General features: G+C 45.2%; 10 protein-coding genes. 1 reads left to right on the forward strand and 9 read right to left on the reverse strand.

The window, feature by feature from the left end:
* Positions 1-233 precede the first annotated feature (233 nt).
* Both pssA and D0Y50_RS12745 read right to left on the reverse strand, forming a co-directional pair.
* Entirely contained in the window at positions 234-1,064 is an 831-nt protein-coding gene (pssA, locus tag D0Y50_RS12740; protein WP_117317280.1) for a CDP-diacylglycerol--serine O-phosphatidyltransferase, read from the reverse strand.
* A 708-nt stretch (positions 1,065-1,772) separates the two neighbouring features.
* Positions 1,773-5,168 (reverse strand): ATP-binding protein, encoded by a 3,396-nt coding sequence (locus tag D0Y50_RS12745; RefSeq protein ID WP_117317281.1) that lies wholly within the window; start codon positions 5,166-5,168, stop codon positions 1,773-1,775.
* Positions 5,169-5,767: 599 nt separating this feature from the next.
* Between D0Y50_RS12745 and D0Y50_RS12750 the strand changes: the two genes are divergently transcribed.
* Positions 5,768-7,798 (forward strand): BCCT family transporter, encoded by a 2,031-nt coding sequence (locus tag D0Y50_RS12750; RefSeq protein WP_117317283.1) that lies wholly within the window; start codon positions 5,768-5,770, stop codon positions 7,796-7,798.
* 2,199 nt (positions 7,799-9,997) lie between these two features.
* On the opposite strand, the gene D0Y50_RS12760 is transcribed toward D0Y50_RS12750, so the two are convergent.
* The 7 genes from D0Y50_RS12760 to D0Y50_RS12785 form a co-directional block, all read right to left on the reverse strand.
* Positions 9,998-11,038 (reverse strand): IS481 family transposase, encoded by a 1,041-nt coding sequence (locus D0Y50_RS12760; protein WP_117315792.1) that lies wholly within the window; start codon positions 11,036-11,038, stop codon positions 9,998-10,000.
* Between the two features lie 120 nt (positions 11,039-11,158).
* Positions 11,159-11,455: a hypothetical protein gene (locus tag D0Y50_RS20065; RefSeq protein WP_408640657.1), complete on the reverse strand. Its 297-nt coding sequence runs from the start codon at positions 11,453-11,455 to the stop codon at positions 11,159-11,161.
* Between the two features lie 15 nt (positions 11,456-11,470).
* Entirely contained in the window at positions 11,471-12,472 is a 1,002-nt protein-coding gene (istA, locus tag D0Y50_RS12765) for an IS21 family transposase (protein WP_117317286.1), read from the reverse strand.
* A gap of 1,556 nt (positions 12,473-14,028) precedes the next feature.
* Positions 14,029-14,517 carry a hypothetical protein gene (locus D0Y50_RS12770; protein WP_117317289.1) on the reverse strand — a complete coding sequence of 163 codons (489 nt, stop codon included), beginning with the start codon at positions 14,515-14,517 and terminating at the stop codon, positions 14,029-14,031.
* Complete coding sequence (locus tag D0Y50_RS12775; protein ID WP_117317292.1) at positions 14,514-15,155, reverse strand: RHS repeat-associated core domain-containing protein; 642 nt, start codon at positions 15,153-15,155, stop codon at positions 14,514-14,516. The genes D0Y50_RS12770 and D0Y50_RS12775 overlap by 4 nt, the downstream gene beginning before the upstream one ends.
* Positions 15,156-15,199: 44 nt before the next feature.
* Positions 15,200-15,814, reverse strand: a complete 615-nt coding sequence (locus tag D0Y50_RS12780) for a hypothetical protein (protein WP_218023537.1) — start codon at positions 15,812-15,814, stop codon at positions 15,200-15,202.
* A protein-coding gene (locus D0Y50_RS12785; protein WP_117317294.1) for an IS3 family transposase occupies positions 15,814-16,961 on the reverse strand; the annotation gives its coding sequence in 2 pieces (ribosomal slippage) (positions 15,814-16,724 and positions 16,724-16,961; 1,149 coding nt in all). Before D0Y50_RS12785 ends, D0Y50_RS12780 begins: the two co-directional genes overlap by 1 nt.

Consider the following 16,961-nt stretch of genomic DNA (forward strand, 5'->3'; position numbering starts at 1 on the left):
ATGCTTGTCTCAAACGGGATGCGTATAATACTTTGCATCCATTTTTTGTCAACAACTTTTTGCGTTTTTCTTTGCTTAGGTTGTTGATAAAACGCTTCAATTTGTGGGCTTCTTGTTGCCCTCTCGTTGAAGAGGTGCGCATTCTACAAACTTCTGAGAACTACGCAACCCCTGTTTTAAAAAAACCATAAAAAAAGCGACCGTTCGGTCGCTTTTTAAACAATACAGTGTATTTAGCTTGTTTTATGCTCTTTTTCGTCAGCATTGACGTCGGCGGATGGCGATTCAACGTCGTCTTCGTTGTCTTTAAAGTCGGCATCAGCTTCTTCATGATCGCCTACTACATCATCTAACGTCATTTTGTCGACTGTGCGAAATGTATTAACCGGTCCGGCCAGCGCATACAACGCAAATACAATAAACAGAACCAACGCAGGTTCGGTAGCAACAATAACAAACACCATCAGGATAATGAGTAGGGCAACAAAGGGAACTTTGCCATGCCAGTTAACTTCTTTAAATGAGTTATATTTAAAGTTGCTCACCATTAGCAGGCCTGCCGCAGACGTTACAATGGCAACTAACCAACCATAATCGTTGCCATTGGCGCCGTATTCCACGCCAACCCATACCAGCCCTGACACTAACGCCGCAGAGGCGGGGCTTGCCAAACCTTGGAAGAAACGTTTATCGGCAATGCCAACTTGGGTATTAAAGCGGGCCAATCGTAACGCTGCCCCAGCAACGTAAATAAAGGCGGCTAGCCAACCCAATTTACCCAGCTCACTTAAGCCCCAGTTATACGCCACCAGCGCTGGCGCCATACCAAACGACACCATATCAGCCATCGAATCATATTCGGCCCCAAAATCACTTTGGGTATTAGTCATTCTGGCAACCCTGCCGTCAAGCCCATCGAAAATCATCGCTACAAAGATAGCTACCGCAGCAGCTTCAAAGCGTCCATTCATAGATGAGACTACGGCAAAAAAGCCCGAGAATAGCCCTGCTGTAGTCAGCAGATTTGGCAACAGATAGATACCTTTGCGTTTACTTTGAGACATAGTTCCTCGTTTGTTGGATACGCTTACAGGCTTTAGTATTTCATAAACCAACCCATGCTAGATAGTAAAATGTGGTGCTTCCGGTTCACTGGGCAGTACCTATTTCTATTCGCCGACTACGTTATATTCTGCCTTTTACCTATGCCAGCACGCACTATTGTGCGACTCACTACGCTCATTGGTGATTGAAGATTGCTTCTGTTACCGGGTTAGCTACAGCCAACGGACCACTGCCCCTTTTGCTGTTTAATTATTCAATTTGTTATCTTTGCCCCGTCATAAGCGTTACCGCCGAATGGCTCCTGGGCTGAATTTGGGTAAGTAGGATGTGCTGTGCGCTTTACCTGAAGATTCAAAACGTTGATTGGCTGATTGGGGTTGCTAGCTAAACAATACGCTGATAACGCAGTTTAATAACCAGCCCGGGCTGTTATGCGACACCCGACATTATTTGCCACCCCATATTTACTGTTATTAATAGCCAAGGGACGACTGCCAGTAATAGTTGACGGGTAACATATAACGGCCTCCTAGAGTTTAGTTTGCTTTCGATGCTAATTCACAATCTATATTGGCCACCTAACGTCGCAAGGCCCGTTTAGCGCTTTGCTGTCAGCTTATCTGAATTCACTAACAGCCTATACTTACAATGGTAACCTTAAAGCCCGGTTTGTGGCGGAGCAAAACAGCGAATATGGGCTTAGCGAGCTAGCTCTCGCTAACAAAGGCTCGCAGTGTGTCGATATCCACCGGCTTTACAAAGTGGGCATTGAAACCCGCGGCCTGGGCGCGTTCCCTATCGGCCGATAGTCCGTAACCGGTCAATGCTGCCAAAGGAATTGTTGGTAGTTTTTGACGTAGGTGTTTAGCAACTTCGTAGCCGTCCATGCCGGGCAGCCCGATATCCAACAGAATAACCTGCGGCTTGAATACTTCTACCTTCGCCAGCGCTGCAGGTCCATCATGAACAATGACCACTTGATGGCCGGCGACTTCCAATAACAAGGTCAGGGTTTCAGCAATATCAATATCGTCCTCCACCACTAATACACGTTTATGACACGTCGTACTGTTGCGTACTGTTGACGCTTGAGACTGTAACGCCTCATTAGCTGTTGCCAAAGGTAATGTTACTAAAAATTCTGCGCCCTGATTTAACCCTTCGCTATGGGCCTCGACATGTCCCCCGTGTAACTCTACGAGGCGCTGAACGATGGTTAGGCCAATGCCTAACCCCCCTTTTGACCGATCAAGCCCACGCTCCGCTTGCTTAAAAAGATCGAAAACCCGCGCCAAAACCTCGGCGGTAATACCGATACCGGTATCTTTCGTGCGCAGTTGCACATGTTGCTGTTCGCGCGTAACAGTAAACTGAATATTCCCCCCCGGATCGGTGTACTTAGCTGCGTTGGTGAGTAAATTCACCATTATCTGTTCAAGTCTTATCGAGTCTCCTATTACTATCACCGGCTCGTCGGGTAGCTCAATATGCAGTGTATGATGATTATCTTCCATCAGTACACGTACGCTTTCCAGCGCGTGTACAGCAATCTGCACCAGGTCCACCCGCTCTTTCTTAATCTCTACTAACCCCCGCGTAATACGCGATACATCTAATAGGTCGTTCACTAACCCTTGAAGAATACTTGCCTGGCGATTGAGAATATCCAGATACCGCGGGTTAGTTTTTGCGCTGTCCTGTTCCAGCAGCTTGACTGTATTGCTGATTGCGCCCAGGGGATTACGTAGTTCATGGGCTAGCATTGCCAAAAACTCATCCTTACGCTGGTCTTCTTGCTTCAGTTGCTCGTTGGCAACGCTTAAAGCCTCAGCGGCTTCCCGCCGTACTCGCGCAAGTTCGAGGCACGCCCCTACCCGTGCAGTGAGCTCTCTTGCGGAAAATGGCTTAACCAGATAATCATCAGCACCGGCCTCAATTCCTTCCACCCGCGCTTCTTCGCCTGCACGCGCCGACAGTAGAATAACCGGAATACTTCGGGTCGCGGTGTTACTGCGCAATATTTGAAGTAGCTCGAAGCCATCTAAACCAGGCATCATGACATCCGCTAAAACCAGATCGGGGGCCCTCTTTAAGATACGCTCCAGGGCGGCCTCGCCATCGCTGACGGCTTCAACCGCCCAGTAGGAGCCCAGTAACCGTTGCAGATAGTCGCGCATATCGGCGTTATCATCGGCCAGCAGCACACGAGCCTTATGGGTGTCCGACGCATCCTCTGACGAACCACTATGCGACGCTGCGTTCAAAAGCCGGGGTTCTTCACCCTGCGTATCACCGGCGTGAGGTAACCAGCGTAGCGCCTCTTCTACATAAGGACGAGCGCCCACCGCCGTGGTGGAAAGTGTGCGCTGAGCACAGATTTGTTCCGGCGGGAGATGCGCAGCTCCTAACGGGATCTGCACAACGAAGGTAGAGCCTACCCCGAGCTGGCTACGCACATTGATTGTGCCACCATGTAGGTTCACCAGCTCGCGCACCAAGGACAAGCCGATACCGGTGCCTTCATGGGTACGATCATGGGCGTTTTTTACACGGTGGAAACGCTCGAAAATATGTGGTAATTCTTTATCAGCAATGCCTACACCACTGTCTTGCACCTGCAACTCTACTTGCGTATCAACCTGGCGCAACGCGATACAAATCTCACCGTCAAAAGTAAATTTCAAGGCATTAGAAAGCAGGTTAAGGACAATTTTTTCCCACATATCGCAGTCAACGTACACCTCTTCATCAAGCTCAGCCATATCAACCACCAGGGCCAGCCCGGCTTTTTCAATAGCTGAGCGAAACGTACTGGCAAGCTCCTGGGTCAGGTGGGCTAAATCGGTAGGCTCATAACTTGCTTCTGTGCGCCCCGCTTCGATACGTGAGAAATCAAGCAGCGTGGTGACCAGTTTAAGCATGCGTAACGCATTACGGTGAACCATTTCCAGTTCAGGGTTTTTGAGCACCTGTTGCGGCGAACGTAATGCATCTTCAGCCGGCCCCAGCATAAGCGTAAGGGGGGTGCGCAGTTCATGGCTTACGTTGAGAAAAAACGCTGTCTTTGCGCGGTCGAACTCTGCGAGTGCTTCCGCTCGCTTACGTTCCTCTTCATAAGCGCGGGCGATACCCACGCTTCTGGCAATACGGTCAGCGGCGAGCCGAATAAGTTCTTTGTACGCGGCGTCAAAGGCCCGCATGGTACTTACCCCCACTACCAGATAACCATAATGTTGATCTCCTGTACCGGTTAAAGCGGTAGCGACGGCCCTGGCAGGAGCATGGTCCCAGCGACCACCCGGCATGGTATCGGGAGTGTTGACTACCAGTAGGCTATCGGCAGTTACCTGCGATAACGGCCATGTGTGGGGGCTAGCAGAATCCAACCCAATAACAGCCGGCTTTCCCGGGCCTTCATAATTGTTGAGCCCCGCAGTGGCAACCAACGTGGCGTTGGCTCCCTCGGCATCAACCAGATAGAGCAACGCAAAGGGAAAATCAGCATCATTGCCAGCGAGTACATTGGCCGCCATTTTACAGGCATCTTCTGCTGAACCGGGCTTCTGCTGAGCGCCCAGATCGCGCAGCAGAAGTAACTGACGTTCACTTTGCACTTGTAAGGTGGTTTCCTGACAGGTTACGAGCACCCCGCCGATCCCACCCGCATCATCCCGCACCGGGCTGTAAGAAAACGTGAAATAGGTTTCTTCTATAAAGCCTTTGCGGTTCATGGGCAAAAGCAGGTGCTCATTCCATGTTGCTCCCTTTCCACTAAGAACATGTTCGGTTTGCGGGCCCAAAATATGCCAAATTTCCTGCCACACCTTATGTGCCGGCCGTCCAATAGCATCTGGGTGTTTTTCACCTAACACTGGCAAATAGGCTTCATTATAAATATGCAAAAGCGCCGGGCCCCACCACAAGGTCATTGGAAAACGGTTCTCAAGTACCATCGCGGCCGTTGTCCGTAGGCTTGCCGGCCAGGTTTCATAGAGGCCAAGCTGCGTTTTAGACCACTCAAAGGCGCCCAGGCGCAGCGCAAGGTCGTCATGTCCTGTCAGCAGATTATCGACATGCTCTATATTCGGGGTGGGTTTCGTCATACTGCATATTCCGGGTTTTTATTAGTCTTGTCATACGACGTGCTAATTGGCGATTATCTTTCTTGCTACACAATACTATTTGGCTAGTGGTTTGCCAGTGTTTTAGTTGGATAACTATAGCAATGGACAAATTATACTCGATAGGCGGCTAACGCTTTAATCCTTAGGCATTACTAATTTAAATTAGCAACTTAATCATCATATATAGGGCTGCGAAGCGCTATGTAAAATACCGGTAAAATACGGGTGAAATGTCCGGTAATAATTGATATCTAACCCCGCCTATTTGCGCGCTATATTGCTACCCTGCTTATATAAAGGAGTAAGTAAATGGCACAGGCCGCCACATCCGTTTCCTTTGGTTAGCGCAGCGAACATCTGGTGCATTGGATACCTCGTTTACCCTAGCTGACAGGGGACTATAGGCATCCTCTTAGTATAACACCGGGCGTTGGGCTAGGTGCGGCGACTTGTGTACGTATATCCGGTTACCCTTACCTTCAGGCCAAATAAGTTGAACTATTCCAAATTCCCTGAAGTAAAAAGTGTGTAAATTCATCAGGCGGAGATCACCTTATCTGTCGACAAAAGGACCTGATATGAAAGAAAAGGCGCATCGTTCTACTATTCTTCTGCCGGTATTTATACCTGCCGTAGTTATCATTTTGTTACTTGTGATAGGCACAATCAGTGCTCCGGAACTGGCGGGGGAGGCTTTCGCCAGTTCCCTTGCCTGGATAACCCAAACCTTTGGTTGGTTCTACATGTTATCCGTAGCATTATTCCTAATGTTTATTGTGGCTGTCGCTGCATCCGGCTGGGGCAATATAAAACTTGGCCCGGACCACGCAGAGCCGCAATACAGTTTTCCTGAATGGTTCGCCATGCTGTTTTCCGCAGGCTATGGCGTAGCGTTACTCTACTTTGGGGTGGCGGAGCCGGTTTTACATTATGCCGCGCCTCCCGCTGGCGCGCCGGAAACGGTAGATTCCGCAAAACAAGCGATGCAAATTGCCTTCTTCCATTGGGGGTTTCATATTTGGGCCATTTACGGTCTGGTGGGCTTGGTGTTGGCGTACTTTGCCTTTCGCCAAGGCCTGCCGTTATCAATCCGCTCTGCATTGTACCCGCTGATTGGCGATAAAATTTATGGGCCTATAGGCCATGCCGTAGATGTATTCGCTATTCTGGGAACCTTGTTCGGTATCGCTACTACACTTGGTTTATCTGTTACACAAATTAATGCCGGCTTGCATTTTCTATCGGCGGATATTCCTATTGATATCAGCGTGCAAATTAGCACTATTGCTATAGTAACTGCTGCCGCTACGGTATCAGTATTGGCGGGTATGGATAAAGGCGTAAAGCGCCTATCTATACTCAATATGGTACTTGCCATTGCACTAATGTCGACAGTATTTATTTTTGGCGAAACCGTTCATATTCTCGAATCTTTTTTACAGAATACCGGCAGCTATTTAAGTGGAATTGTAGAGCGCACGTTTAACCTGCAAGCCTATAGCCGCAGCGACTGGATTGGTAACTGGACCCTGTTTATCTTTGGCTGGACCATTGCGTGGGCCCCGTTTGTTGGCATGTTTATCGCCAAGATCAGTCGCGGCAGAACCATACGTCAGTTTGTTGTTGGCGTAATGCTGGTACCCACTATGTTCACCTTTTTATGGTTCTCGGTATTCGGTGACACAGCGCTTAATGCCATCATGAATGAAGGGGTCACTACCCTTATTTCCGATGTACAAGACAACGAAGCGATTGCTTTGTTTAAACTTTACGACTTGTTACCGTGGTCTTCAGTGTTGTCGGGACTCACCGTTATTCTGATCATCACCTTTTTTGTTACCTCATCTGATTCTGGGTCATTAGTTATTGACTCGCTGGCCTCAGGCGGCAATGAGCACAGCCCGATGTGGCAACGTATATTCTGGGCAATGCTTGAAGGCACGGTAGCAGCGGTTCTGCTTTTGGCAGGCGGGTTAAACGCATTACAAACAATGACCATTATAAGTGCACTGCCCTTCGCCATAATAATGCTAGTCGCCGCTGCAGGGCTATGGCGCGCATTAATTATAGAAGGCCATCGTACTGACAGTTTGCAAGCACATACACTGAACAAGAATAATAAGCGTAGCAGCCAATGGCAAAGTCGGTTAGCTGCTATGGTGGATTACCCCAGTAAAGATAAGGTACACACTTTTATTGAAGAAACCGTAATTGAAGCGATGAATGATGTTCAGGCAGAACTACATTCCCGGGAGTGGGATGCAGAGGTTGAATTCGACAACTCGCTGGGTCGCGCCTATTTAACCGTGAAGCGTCATCATCATATGGACTTTATTTATGATATTCGGATGACCGAACATTTAGTCCCTGGTTTCAGTTATGCCGAGCTTAGGGCCGAAGATGACGAATCAGAAAAATACTATCGGGCGGAAGTATTCTTGCGCCGTGGCGGGCAAGCGTATGATATTTACGGCTATGAGAAACACAGTATTGTTAAAGATATTCTGGATCAATTTGAAAATTATTTGCACTTTTTGGACAACACCCCTGGCCAACTACCTTGGCAGATGGACGCCCATGACGAGATGTTGAATAAACCGAAACCATAACTCGCCATACCAAACCACAGTTACTGCCAGCCCCTCGCCTGGCAGTAACTGAATAATGTATACGATATTTGCAAAGCTCGAACTTGTACGAGATAGCGACCCCCATTTTAAAGGATTTTGGTCGCCCCAATGAACGTTTATGCAAGATAGAGGGAAACTGTGAGCCCCCTGACTCTTACAGAAGCTCTAGAGCGTAACTACTGAAATTGGTTTTGGGTATAACTGAAAGAATGCAAACAAACTGTTTATCAGAAAAGAACACGCCCTGATACGCCCAGCGAAGGACTTGTTTTACCGCTGCACTATGGCTTGTCGGCAGAGTGTTAAGCGGCTTAGACTTATCGAGGAAAACCGTGGAAGACCCAATAGGTTCAATCCAGCAAACCGTTTTTGTATTATGCGCGATAGCGATTAGTGCAGTGCTATTTAGCTACTTTTTCGTCGCGAAGGTTTTAATAGCAAGAGGTGTATCCAAAACCAAAAGCATAATAGCGGGAAAAGCGAGTACGACGATATTGTTCTTGGTAGCTTCGTTTATTTATCTAACTTACAAGTAGAGTTTAGAGGTGGGCAGCAGATGTTAAAGCCTCATCACGCCTTCAGCAAAACAGTAGGGTCACAACTCATCACCAGCAGCGCAATACTTCATGCTATGTTACTGGGGATTGAATAACGAATAGCGTTATTTACGTTTAAGTTACCTAAAAAAGGTATTTTATATGGCCCAATTTGCTACCAAGCCGCCAAAAATACTTGTCTGCGAAATATGACAAGCGTTATGTTGATGTCCTCTCCCATCGCTAATGCTAAGGGCGTATTTTATCTTAATTTTCTTACTCCTATGGCGTTTTACCCAGCTACCAGCCCCAACATAACTTTCTAGCGAGTTATAACTGTCAAACTTCCGTATCGGTATTGTAAAATTTTTTACTGATATAAAGGATGAGTTTGCATGTATTTTCCGATAATACTTTTATTTCATTGCTTACTGCCTTTCCCTGGGTAGCAACACTTAAGTTTTGTCAGTTTGTTCCACTACTTCTACCGTAAACTGCTAAGGGTATTGTTTCCTTTATTTACATACACCGCGAAGATACGTTGTAACCGTTAACAGGGCCAAGCAAAGTATGATAAGTCCCGGCTCCTTCCTGTATTTATTATCGAAACCCATATAGATACAGGGCATTTAACGCCGTTGCTCTTAATATCATTAGCTTAATATCATTGCGTTAATAGCCTCTTCTTCTGGCCCCCACACCTCCGTATGCGGAATCTTGTTTCACTCTCATCTATCTTTGCGCACAACTCTAGCTGACGACGGGAAAGCTATAGAAATCGGTAGTGAAGATGATAATTCTTGAAAATAGTATTGTACATTCAAGGCCTTACACCACTCTTTACACTTCATCCACCTGAGCTTCATTGCGCGGGAAATGATCTGGCTTGAAACTGGAAGTTATATAAATCTGTAAGTTCCAGTTTCACATGAAATTCTGGTATTAATAAATTCAATGAGTTACATTTTTTCGTACAAAAATAAACCGTTATCTTTCCGCTTAAACGTGAAAAATTAGATAATTATTCCATTGCACTGTGAAATTTTCTCGACAACATTTTGTCGTTAACTATCTAATTCTGCTCTTAAAAGCGAGGACAACAATGTACGACGTTAGATACGGAATGAAGCAAAAAGTATATATGTATTTAGATGTTCAGAAGACACCCATAAATAAGACTAGCAGAGATCAATAGAAAGAGAAAGAATAGGCTGGGAAGAGCTTTATTTACAAAAGCCTGATTACAACATCTTAATAATACAGGCTCAATTAAAGGGCGATTTTAGGTAGAAAGAAGGTACCGCCTGCGTTTTGCTAGTAAGCGTCAGTCCTGTTTGAATATCGGTTTTGAAATAGCTTTATGGCCTGATTTAATTCTTCTGTTTTGTTATAAAAAGTGAAAGTAGACTTTACTTGACCAAAACCTGGGAACTCTAAGGCGTTTAAATAAGCTCTCAGCTTTGCTTCGTCACAGTTGGTAGCATTACAAAAATAGGGAACCACAAAATACCGTTTAAGGAAATTGTCGAGTGTAATAGGATTAAAATTGACCTTTCTCGTGGTGGAAGTGTATTTAACCCATTTATCTGTACTAGCTCAGACCTGATCTGACAGTTACCCGTTTCACGGTGCCAGTGTCAGATTAGCTTTGAGCTAAGTTCTTCTCAGCCCAAATCTGCTTCCCATCGGTTAATGTTTCCATTGGCGTTCTGCCGCAGCACATTTTGCCCTGATGAGTCCTTCCATTGTTGTAGTATTCCAGCCACTCGTCCAGATCTTTCTGTAATGCTTCCAGCGAGTCATAGAGCTTTTTGCGGAAGGTGACCTGATAGAATTCATTCAGGATGGTTTTGTGGAATCGCTCACAGATCCCATTGGTTTGCGGATGTCGCGCCTTGGTTTTTGTGTGGTCGATATCGTTGATGGCTAAGTAGAGCTGATAATCATGCTGTTCCACTTTGCCACAATATTCTGTGCCCCTGTCTGTCAGAATCCGCAGCATGGGCAGCTCCTGAGCCTCAAAGAACGGCAACACTCTGTCGTTGAGGATGTCGGCCGAGGTGATTGGCGTTTTGGTCGTGTAGAGCTTGGCGAACGCAATTTTACTGTAGGTATCAACGAAGGTTTGCTGGTAAATGCGGCCGACACCTTTGAGGTTGCCGACGTAGAAGGTATCTTGCGAGCCTAGATAGCCGGGATGGTGTGTTTCAATCTCACCGCAGGCCTCATCATCCTGCTTTTTCTTCTCAAGCGCGGCAACCTGCTCATCGGTCAAAATGATGCCTTCGCTTTCAACTTTGGCTTCCAGTGCGGCAAGTCGCTTTTTGAAGTTTTCCAGATTATGTCTGAGCCATATCGAGCGAACACCGCTGCCTGAAACGAACACGCCTGCTTTACGCAGCTCATTACTTGTTCTGGCTTGACCGTGAGCGGGAAACTCAATGGCGTGAGCTATGACAGCTTGTTCGGTCTGCTCATCGACCCTGTTCTTGAGATTAGGTGTGCGTCTTGAACGGTTAATCAGCGAATCAACACCGCCTTCTTCAACCAACTCCTGATACCGATAAAACGTGTCACGAGACACGCCCATCACTTTGCAGGCCTTCGATACATTGCCCAGCTCTTCAGCCAGATTTAACAGTCCTGCTTTGTGTTTGATGATTGGATTGCTAGTATGCAACATGAGAGTTACCTATTTTGTTTTGATTAAAGATTCGACACCTTTATCAAAACGGGTAACTCTCATCTTTTCAAGAAGAAGTGTCAGATTAAGTCGAGACTAATTCAAATCAAGTCGGCGGGTTTATGTTCGTGAGCCGCTACAGCTAGCTTTGGCAAACAGCGACTCTATAACATGCAGTACGGACTTCCCAATTTTCGCGGCGGCGGATAGCGCATATTCCTGACTAAAACCATCAGTAGCCTTCTGTCGAGGGTGTTTGTGCGCGTATTCGGTTGTAAACCCACCTTGTTCGTTACTGATTGTATGTAGCGCCACCTGACAACCGTCTACATAAATCAGGACAGATGTGCTGTTTATTTTGACAACGCCTATTTTGTTGCGGAATTGAAAGGGGACAGAGTAATAGTGCCCTCGCACTAAAATGTGCCCATTCTATTTGATTTGGCTTGTGGCGCAGTAAACACCGAGCTTCGGCAATGGGTTAGGTAGCGGTTTTAAATGCATTTTTTCTTTTTCCAAAAACGCACTTTTACGGCAGCCTGGTTTGTTCGTAAATGGCTTTGAATTGTAAGATTCAAGAAGTGACTCAACTGCTTTTCGTACTTCGTGAATATTCCTAAACGCTTGCTTACGTAGCTTCTTTATTATCCAGCGATTGGCGATACCTACTGCGTTTTCGACGAGTGCCTTATCTTTGGGCTTTCTGGGCCGAGCAGGGTCAATATTAACATCAAACTCCATCGCCAATTCTTGATACAACACATTCAACACAGGCTCTCGACCCGCTTTTATCACAGCGGCTTTTGTATTGTCAGGTATGACTGTATTCGAGACACCACCGAAATGCTCAAATGCCGCAACATGAGCCTCGACAAAGGATAAAGCAGTCAGGTCAGGAGTCGGATAGACAAATGTATACTGAGAGCAAGGCAGAATGGCGACGAAAAAATACACTTTCTGTGATTTGTGGTTGTCCAGCACTATTGTATCGCCAGCAAAATCAACTTGGATTGCCTCGCCTGGTTCATGCTGTAGAACAATAGACAGCTTCTGCAAATCTCTCGCCTTCTGTACTTTTCGATAGCAAGTCGATGGTGCAAAGGCATTCTCGGCATCACGTTGATATGCTTCAATACAATCAATGATAGATTCATTTTCGTTCTCAACCTTATCGAGAATGCTGTCGATATCCGGTGGCGTTCTGTCTGGGCGATCCCACGTCCCAGTGGTTACATAATGTCGAACATCATTGTCAGACATGGTCTTTAGGGTTGAACTGGTAATTGGCTCATCATCATAAATAGCAGCATAACGCTTCAACGTATTAATGCTCGAACCCGTTGATGTACTGAGTTTTGCCCAATTTATCTCTTTCCTGGCTTCTTTCACTCTGATGATACGATTTAATGAATATCTGCGTATATGTGGTGTCATAGTGCTCACCTTTTCAGCACGCAGGCGGACGCCCCCATGAGACTCATGAGGTTTGACAATAATTCTTGAAGTGGACTATGCTGGAATTGTCGGTGAATAATTCGACAATTAAAGCCCCTCAGTCAGGGTGGTCGAAGACCCTGACTGAGGGCAATCCTCATTCTTTCTCTTTGTCTGCGTGCTCTATATCAAAATTAATCTCCACGTCTGCCTGACCAAACGTATAAATTATGAACAGAAATTATTCAACCCTGTGCAGTTAGCGTGGGCTAGTTACAAACGCATGATTTTGAGCAAAAAACCTTGAGAGGAAATGGCGAGATCGTTCTTACACAAATGAGATGTTTTTGAAAACTTACTTTCAAAATATCGATTTTCAAAAATTTAGAAAATTATAAACTGTTGTTTTACTATTTATTTATGAGGATTTTTGAAGTTAAGTGAGAGAGTATTCGATTTTTTTAAAGTTCTTTCTAAAAAAAGCACTACTGCAAAAAAAATTCAGTGATCACTAGATTTTCCCCACCATACTTTTATTTCCGCTTGCGTTCAAGCAACAAATAGTAAAATAACCGTAGATTTAGTTATTCTATCAATAGCAAAAATAATTCTATAAAAACTATCTGTTTTTGATTTAAATCTGAAAGGCTACCTGCAATAGCATGATATTGGTATAGTTTTTATTTATCAATAAGTTGGAGTGGGTCTCCGAATCAATTTATTCGATAGAGCAGGTCAGAAGTTTATAGAAACAGTAATCAATTATTTCAAGAGTGACCCATCAACGTAGAGAGAATACGCAGTTGCAATTTATCCCCCAAGTTGACAGCCTCTCTCAAAAATTTTGATAGAGTGTTCTCAAAAGTTCTGATGGCATTTCTCGGAAAGCCTGACAGCGAGCTAGATCAGTAAGCTGTTGGAAGAGAGTTGGACAGATTTCAGTGGGTCGTTTTTTCTTTCCATCGTGCTGAATGGTGATGCGACTGGCCGTAATGATATTAAACTCTTTCAGTGGCACCGTCGCGAAGTTGGTGGAAGAGCCGCATTTCCAGCGATTTAACTCTATTATGATAAAGTCGTAATGAAACTATCATAATGAAACTTTCATTACGAGGCACCTGGCGGCGGCTTGCGCATAAGCTCGCAAGGAAATGATGTGACAAATGCTATAACGTCTCATCCACATTTGGCGCAATAATGCGCTCACTCACACTAGTTAAATCAATCCTCATCTTTTTCAATCTTGTGTGCATCAATGTTGTTAGGGGCATCAAAATGGTTATGTAACTTGACCATTCTACACATATTTTTTTGGACTTGCGCTTGCGATCGCTCCCGCTCAGTAAGTTAAATTTCTGATGACTTATCCATTTTCTTTTCCATTTTAAGTCCTCATTGAGATAAAAAGATGTGCGGCACTGGCAACTAGAAATGATAAATTAGTGATAGCAAAATGTTCACCCTTCGCTCATAAGGCGCGTCTGAACTATAGGATTATCTAGGACAAAGCCTCTCAAAATACGAGAGGCCTTTTAGGTTTTAATCTAATCAATCGTTTAGTCGCTTTGCGCTACAAAAGATTTTTTTCTCATACCCAAGTAAACGCCAAAGCAGCCTAGAAGAAATAGTACAGCTGAAAGAATGTAAACTGATTTCGTATATTCTCCGTGATTGGATTTTTTCTCGCTAAAGTTCGTTACCTTTTCTCCATCTATTGATATTTCATAAACTGTTGAGTCGGATAGATTCTCCGCATTATCAATTATTAACTCCACTTCTCGTTCGGTGTCTGCCAACAGCTTTTCCACTAAGTTAAAATTTCCGAAGTGTCGGTAATAGATGATTGGTTCATCATATCCTTCAATTTTGAATCGTATCTTCCATCCTAGAACTTCAACATTAGATGCTTTTCCTGCGATTACTTTAGTTGCCGAGTAGTCTGGGAAACTTCTGTTACTAATACCCCAATAGAGCAATGCCAGACTAATCAACACCACAATAAATCCGCTCAGTGTATAGATATATTCAGCTATTCTCGATTTCATTGATCTTCTCTTCGAATCTCTTGTGCTGATATCGCGACTGCACTCTCAGCAACTTCTGTCAATGCACTTCTCCCCGCTACCCCAACAGTGACTGTAGTTGCTAGAGCTGCGGTTGCACCGCCTTCTACAGCTTTTAAAGCTGCCTTAGTCTTATCGATTTCAACAGGGTTTCCTTGTGCAATATCACCAGCGGCATCTGCTACAACCTGTGTTCCTCCGGCTGCTGAAGCTCCTGCAACAGTAGATTTTACAATCTCTTTCGCAGCCTGCTTACCTGTATTTTTAGCTGCCTGAGTAACAGCAGTTTTCAAAACAGCTGATACTGCTTGGCTTCCTGCACCGCCAGTAAGAACACCAACCAGAGCACCTGCGGCTCCAGCTACTAGTGCTTCACTATTTGAAAAGCCCAGGTCTTTCGCTTGATTGTAAGCTGTATAAGCACCAATTGCTCCGGTAATGAGCTGTATGAATTCGCCGTCTGGGTCAGTGTACTTATATGGATTGTTATTAGCGTAAGCATAGCGGTTGAAACCATGTGTAATGCTATTGCCACGCTGCATGTGCGCCAACGCATCCACTGGATCATTCGAATAAAAACGCCCGATAACTGGATCATAGTATCGTGCCTGCATATACATTAGTTACATGTACGATCCCTCAAAGCTTCAAAGTAACCATTACATCATTGATTAATAACAACCCTTAGCTTAACTCCACTTACCTCATCAATATAAGCTGCCGTGGCTCCTAGAACAGATAATTGATCTTCAGTTACTTGAGCTTTTGATATAGCTGGCTGGACAATAGCTACACCCAGCTTAAAAGTTGAATACCTTGCTACCTTTGCAAAGTGAATCAAATCTTCGTACTTGCCTTTATCAATTCGTGATGCCTTTCCTTGATTAAGCCTAGTACGCTCACGATCCATCAATCGTAAGATTAGTTTCTCTTTATCACCAAACCACTTAACACTTTTTTCTGCTTGCCCCGCCACTTGATATACGTCGTCAACCCTTGCTCCAGGGCGTGCTACACCATTTTTCTTAGAGCAATACTTACAGTGAAAAAGGTCAATGACGAGTTCTTTGTCACCGTTGTTTTTTATCGCAACGATATCAGCGACTTCACCTGCTCCGTCATCATCAAAAACTAAGTCATAATTGTCTTTCAATTTCTGAATTGTATGATATTGAATAGAGTGAGTTAGTTTTACCGTAGTCTGTGACTCTACAGATATGTCAACTCCTGCCCAATCCCAGTCTTCTGTATTGTTGACATCGGACTTCCCAGCTTTCACTAGACAGTTATCTGTTTCGTAAACCAAGCATTCTCGAATTGAGCAGGTGAGACACCGTCTGTATGAGAATGTCGTTTTTTGGAATTGTAAAACATCTCGATAAAATTAAATATCTCTGATCTGGCTTCATCACGGGTGTCATATATCTTTTTCTTTGTAACCCGTTTCTTAAACGTAGCAAAGAAGCTTTCCGCTACCGCATTATCGTGACAGTTACCGCGTCGGCTCATCGAGGGTTTGAGGTTGTTTTCCTTCATGAACGCCAGATAATCTGCACTACCGTACTGACTTCCCTGGTCGCTGTGCACTAGAACCTGCTGTTTCGGTCTGCGTTGATAAACCGCCATGAGCAGCGCATTGATAACCAGATGCTTATCAATATTTTTGTCCATTGACCAGCCCACTACTCGACGCGAAAACAGATCAATGACGGTGGCCAGATACAAAAAACCTTCGTAGGTTCTTACGTAAGTAATGTCGCTGACCCAGGCTGTGTTGGGGCTGGCGGGAGCGAAAGCACGTTCCAAAACATTATCAGCAATACGTGAGGGCTTGCCGTTCTTAATGTATCGACGCTGGTAACCAATTCGTGCACGAAGCCCGCTTCTACGCATTATCTTCGCTACACGATGAACGCTACATGATTCTCCGGCTTCCAGTAAGTCACGATGGATCCAGGGACTGCCGTAGGTTGCTCCACTGGCGATATAGAATTCACGTATCAGTTTTAACAGGCGTTCATCTTCAATCGCTCGCGCACTTGAGGGCTGCTTCAGCCAGGCATAGAAACCACTGCGGTGGATTTTTAGAACGCGAGACATCGCAGCGACCGAAAATTCTCGCTGATGGTCACGGATAAAGGCGTACTTCACTCTGGCTGGCTTGCAAAGTACCTTGCGGCCTTTTTTAAAATGTCTCTTTCCTCCGTCACCCGCTTGAGTTCAGCCTCTAGCTGAGCGATACGGACAGAATCATCAGCGGACTTCTTCGGTTCAGATTTTTTATCCAACTGCTTTTGCCAGTTGTACAACGAATTACTTGAAATGCCGAGCCGCTCTGCCACGTCAGCGGCAGAATACCCGCGTTCAGTAATTTGCTTAACGGCCTCGACTTTAAACTCGTGGGTATATCGTTTGCCTTTGCTCAT

Origin of the sequence: Salinimonas sediminis (genome assembly GCF_003429285.1) — a bacterium.
Lineage (GTDB): Bacteria > Pseudomonadota > Gammaproteobacteria > Enterobacterales > Alteromonadaceae > Alteromonas > Alteromonas indica.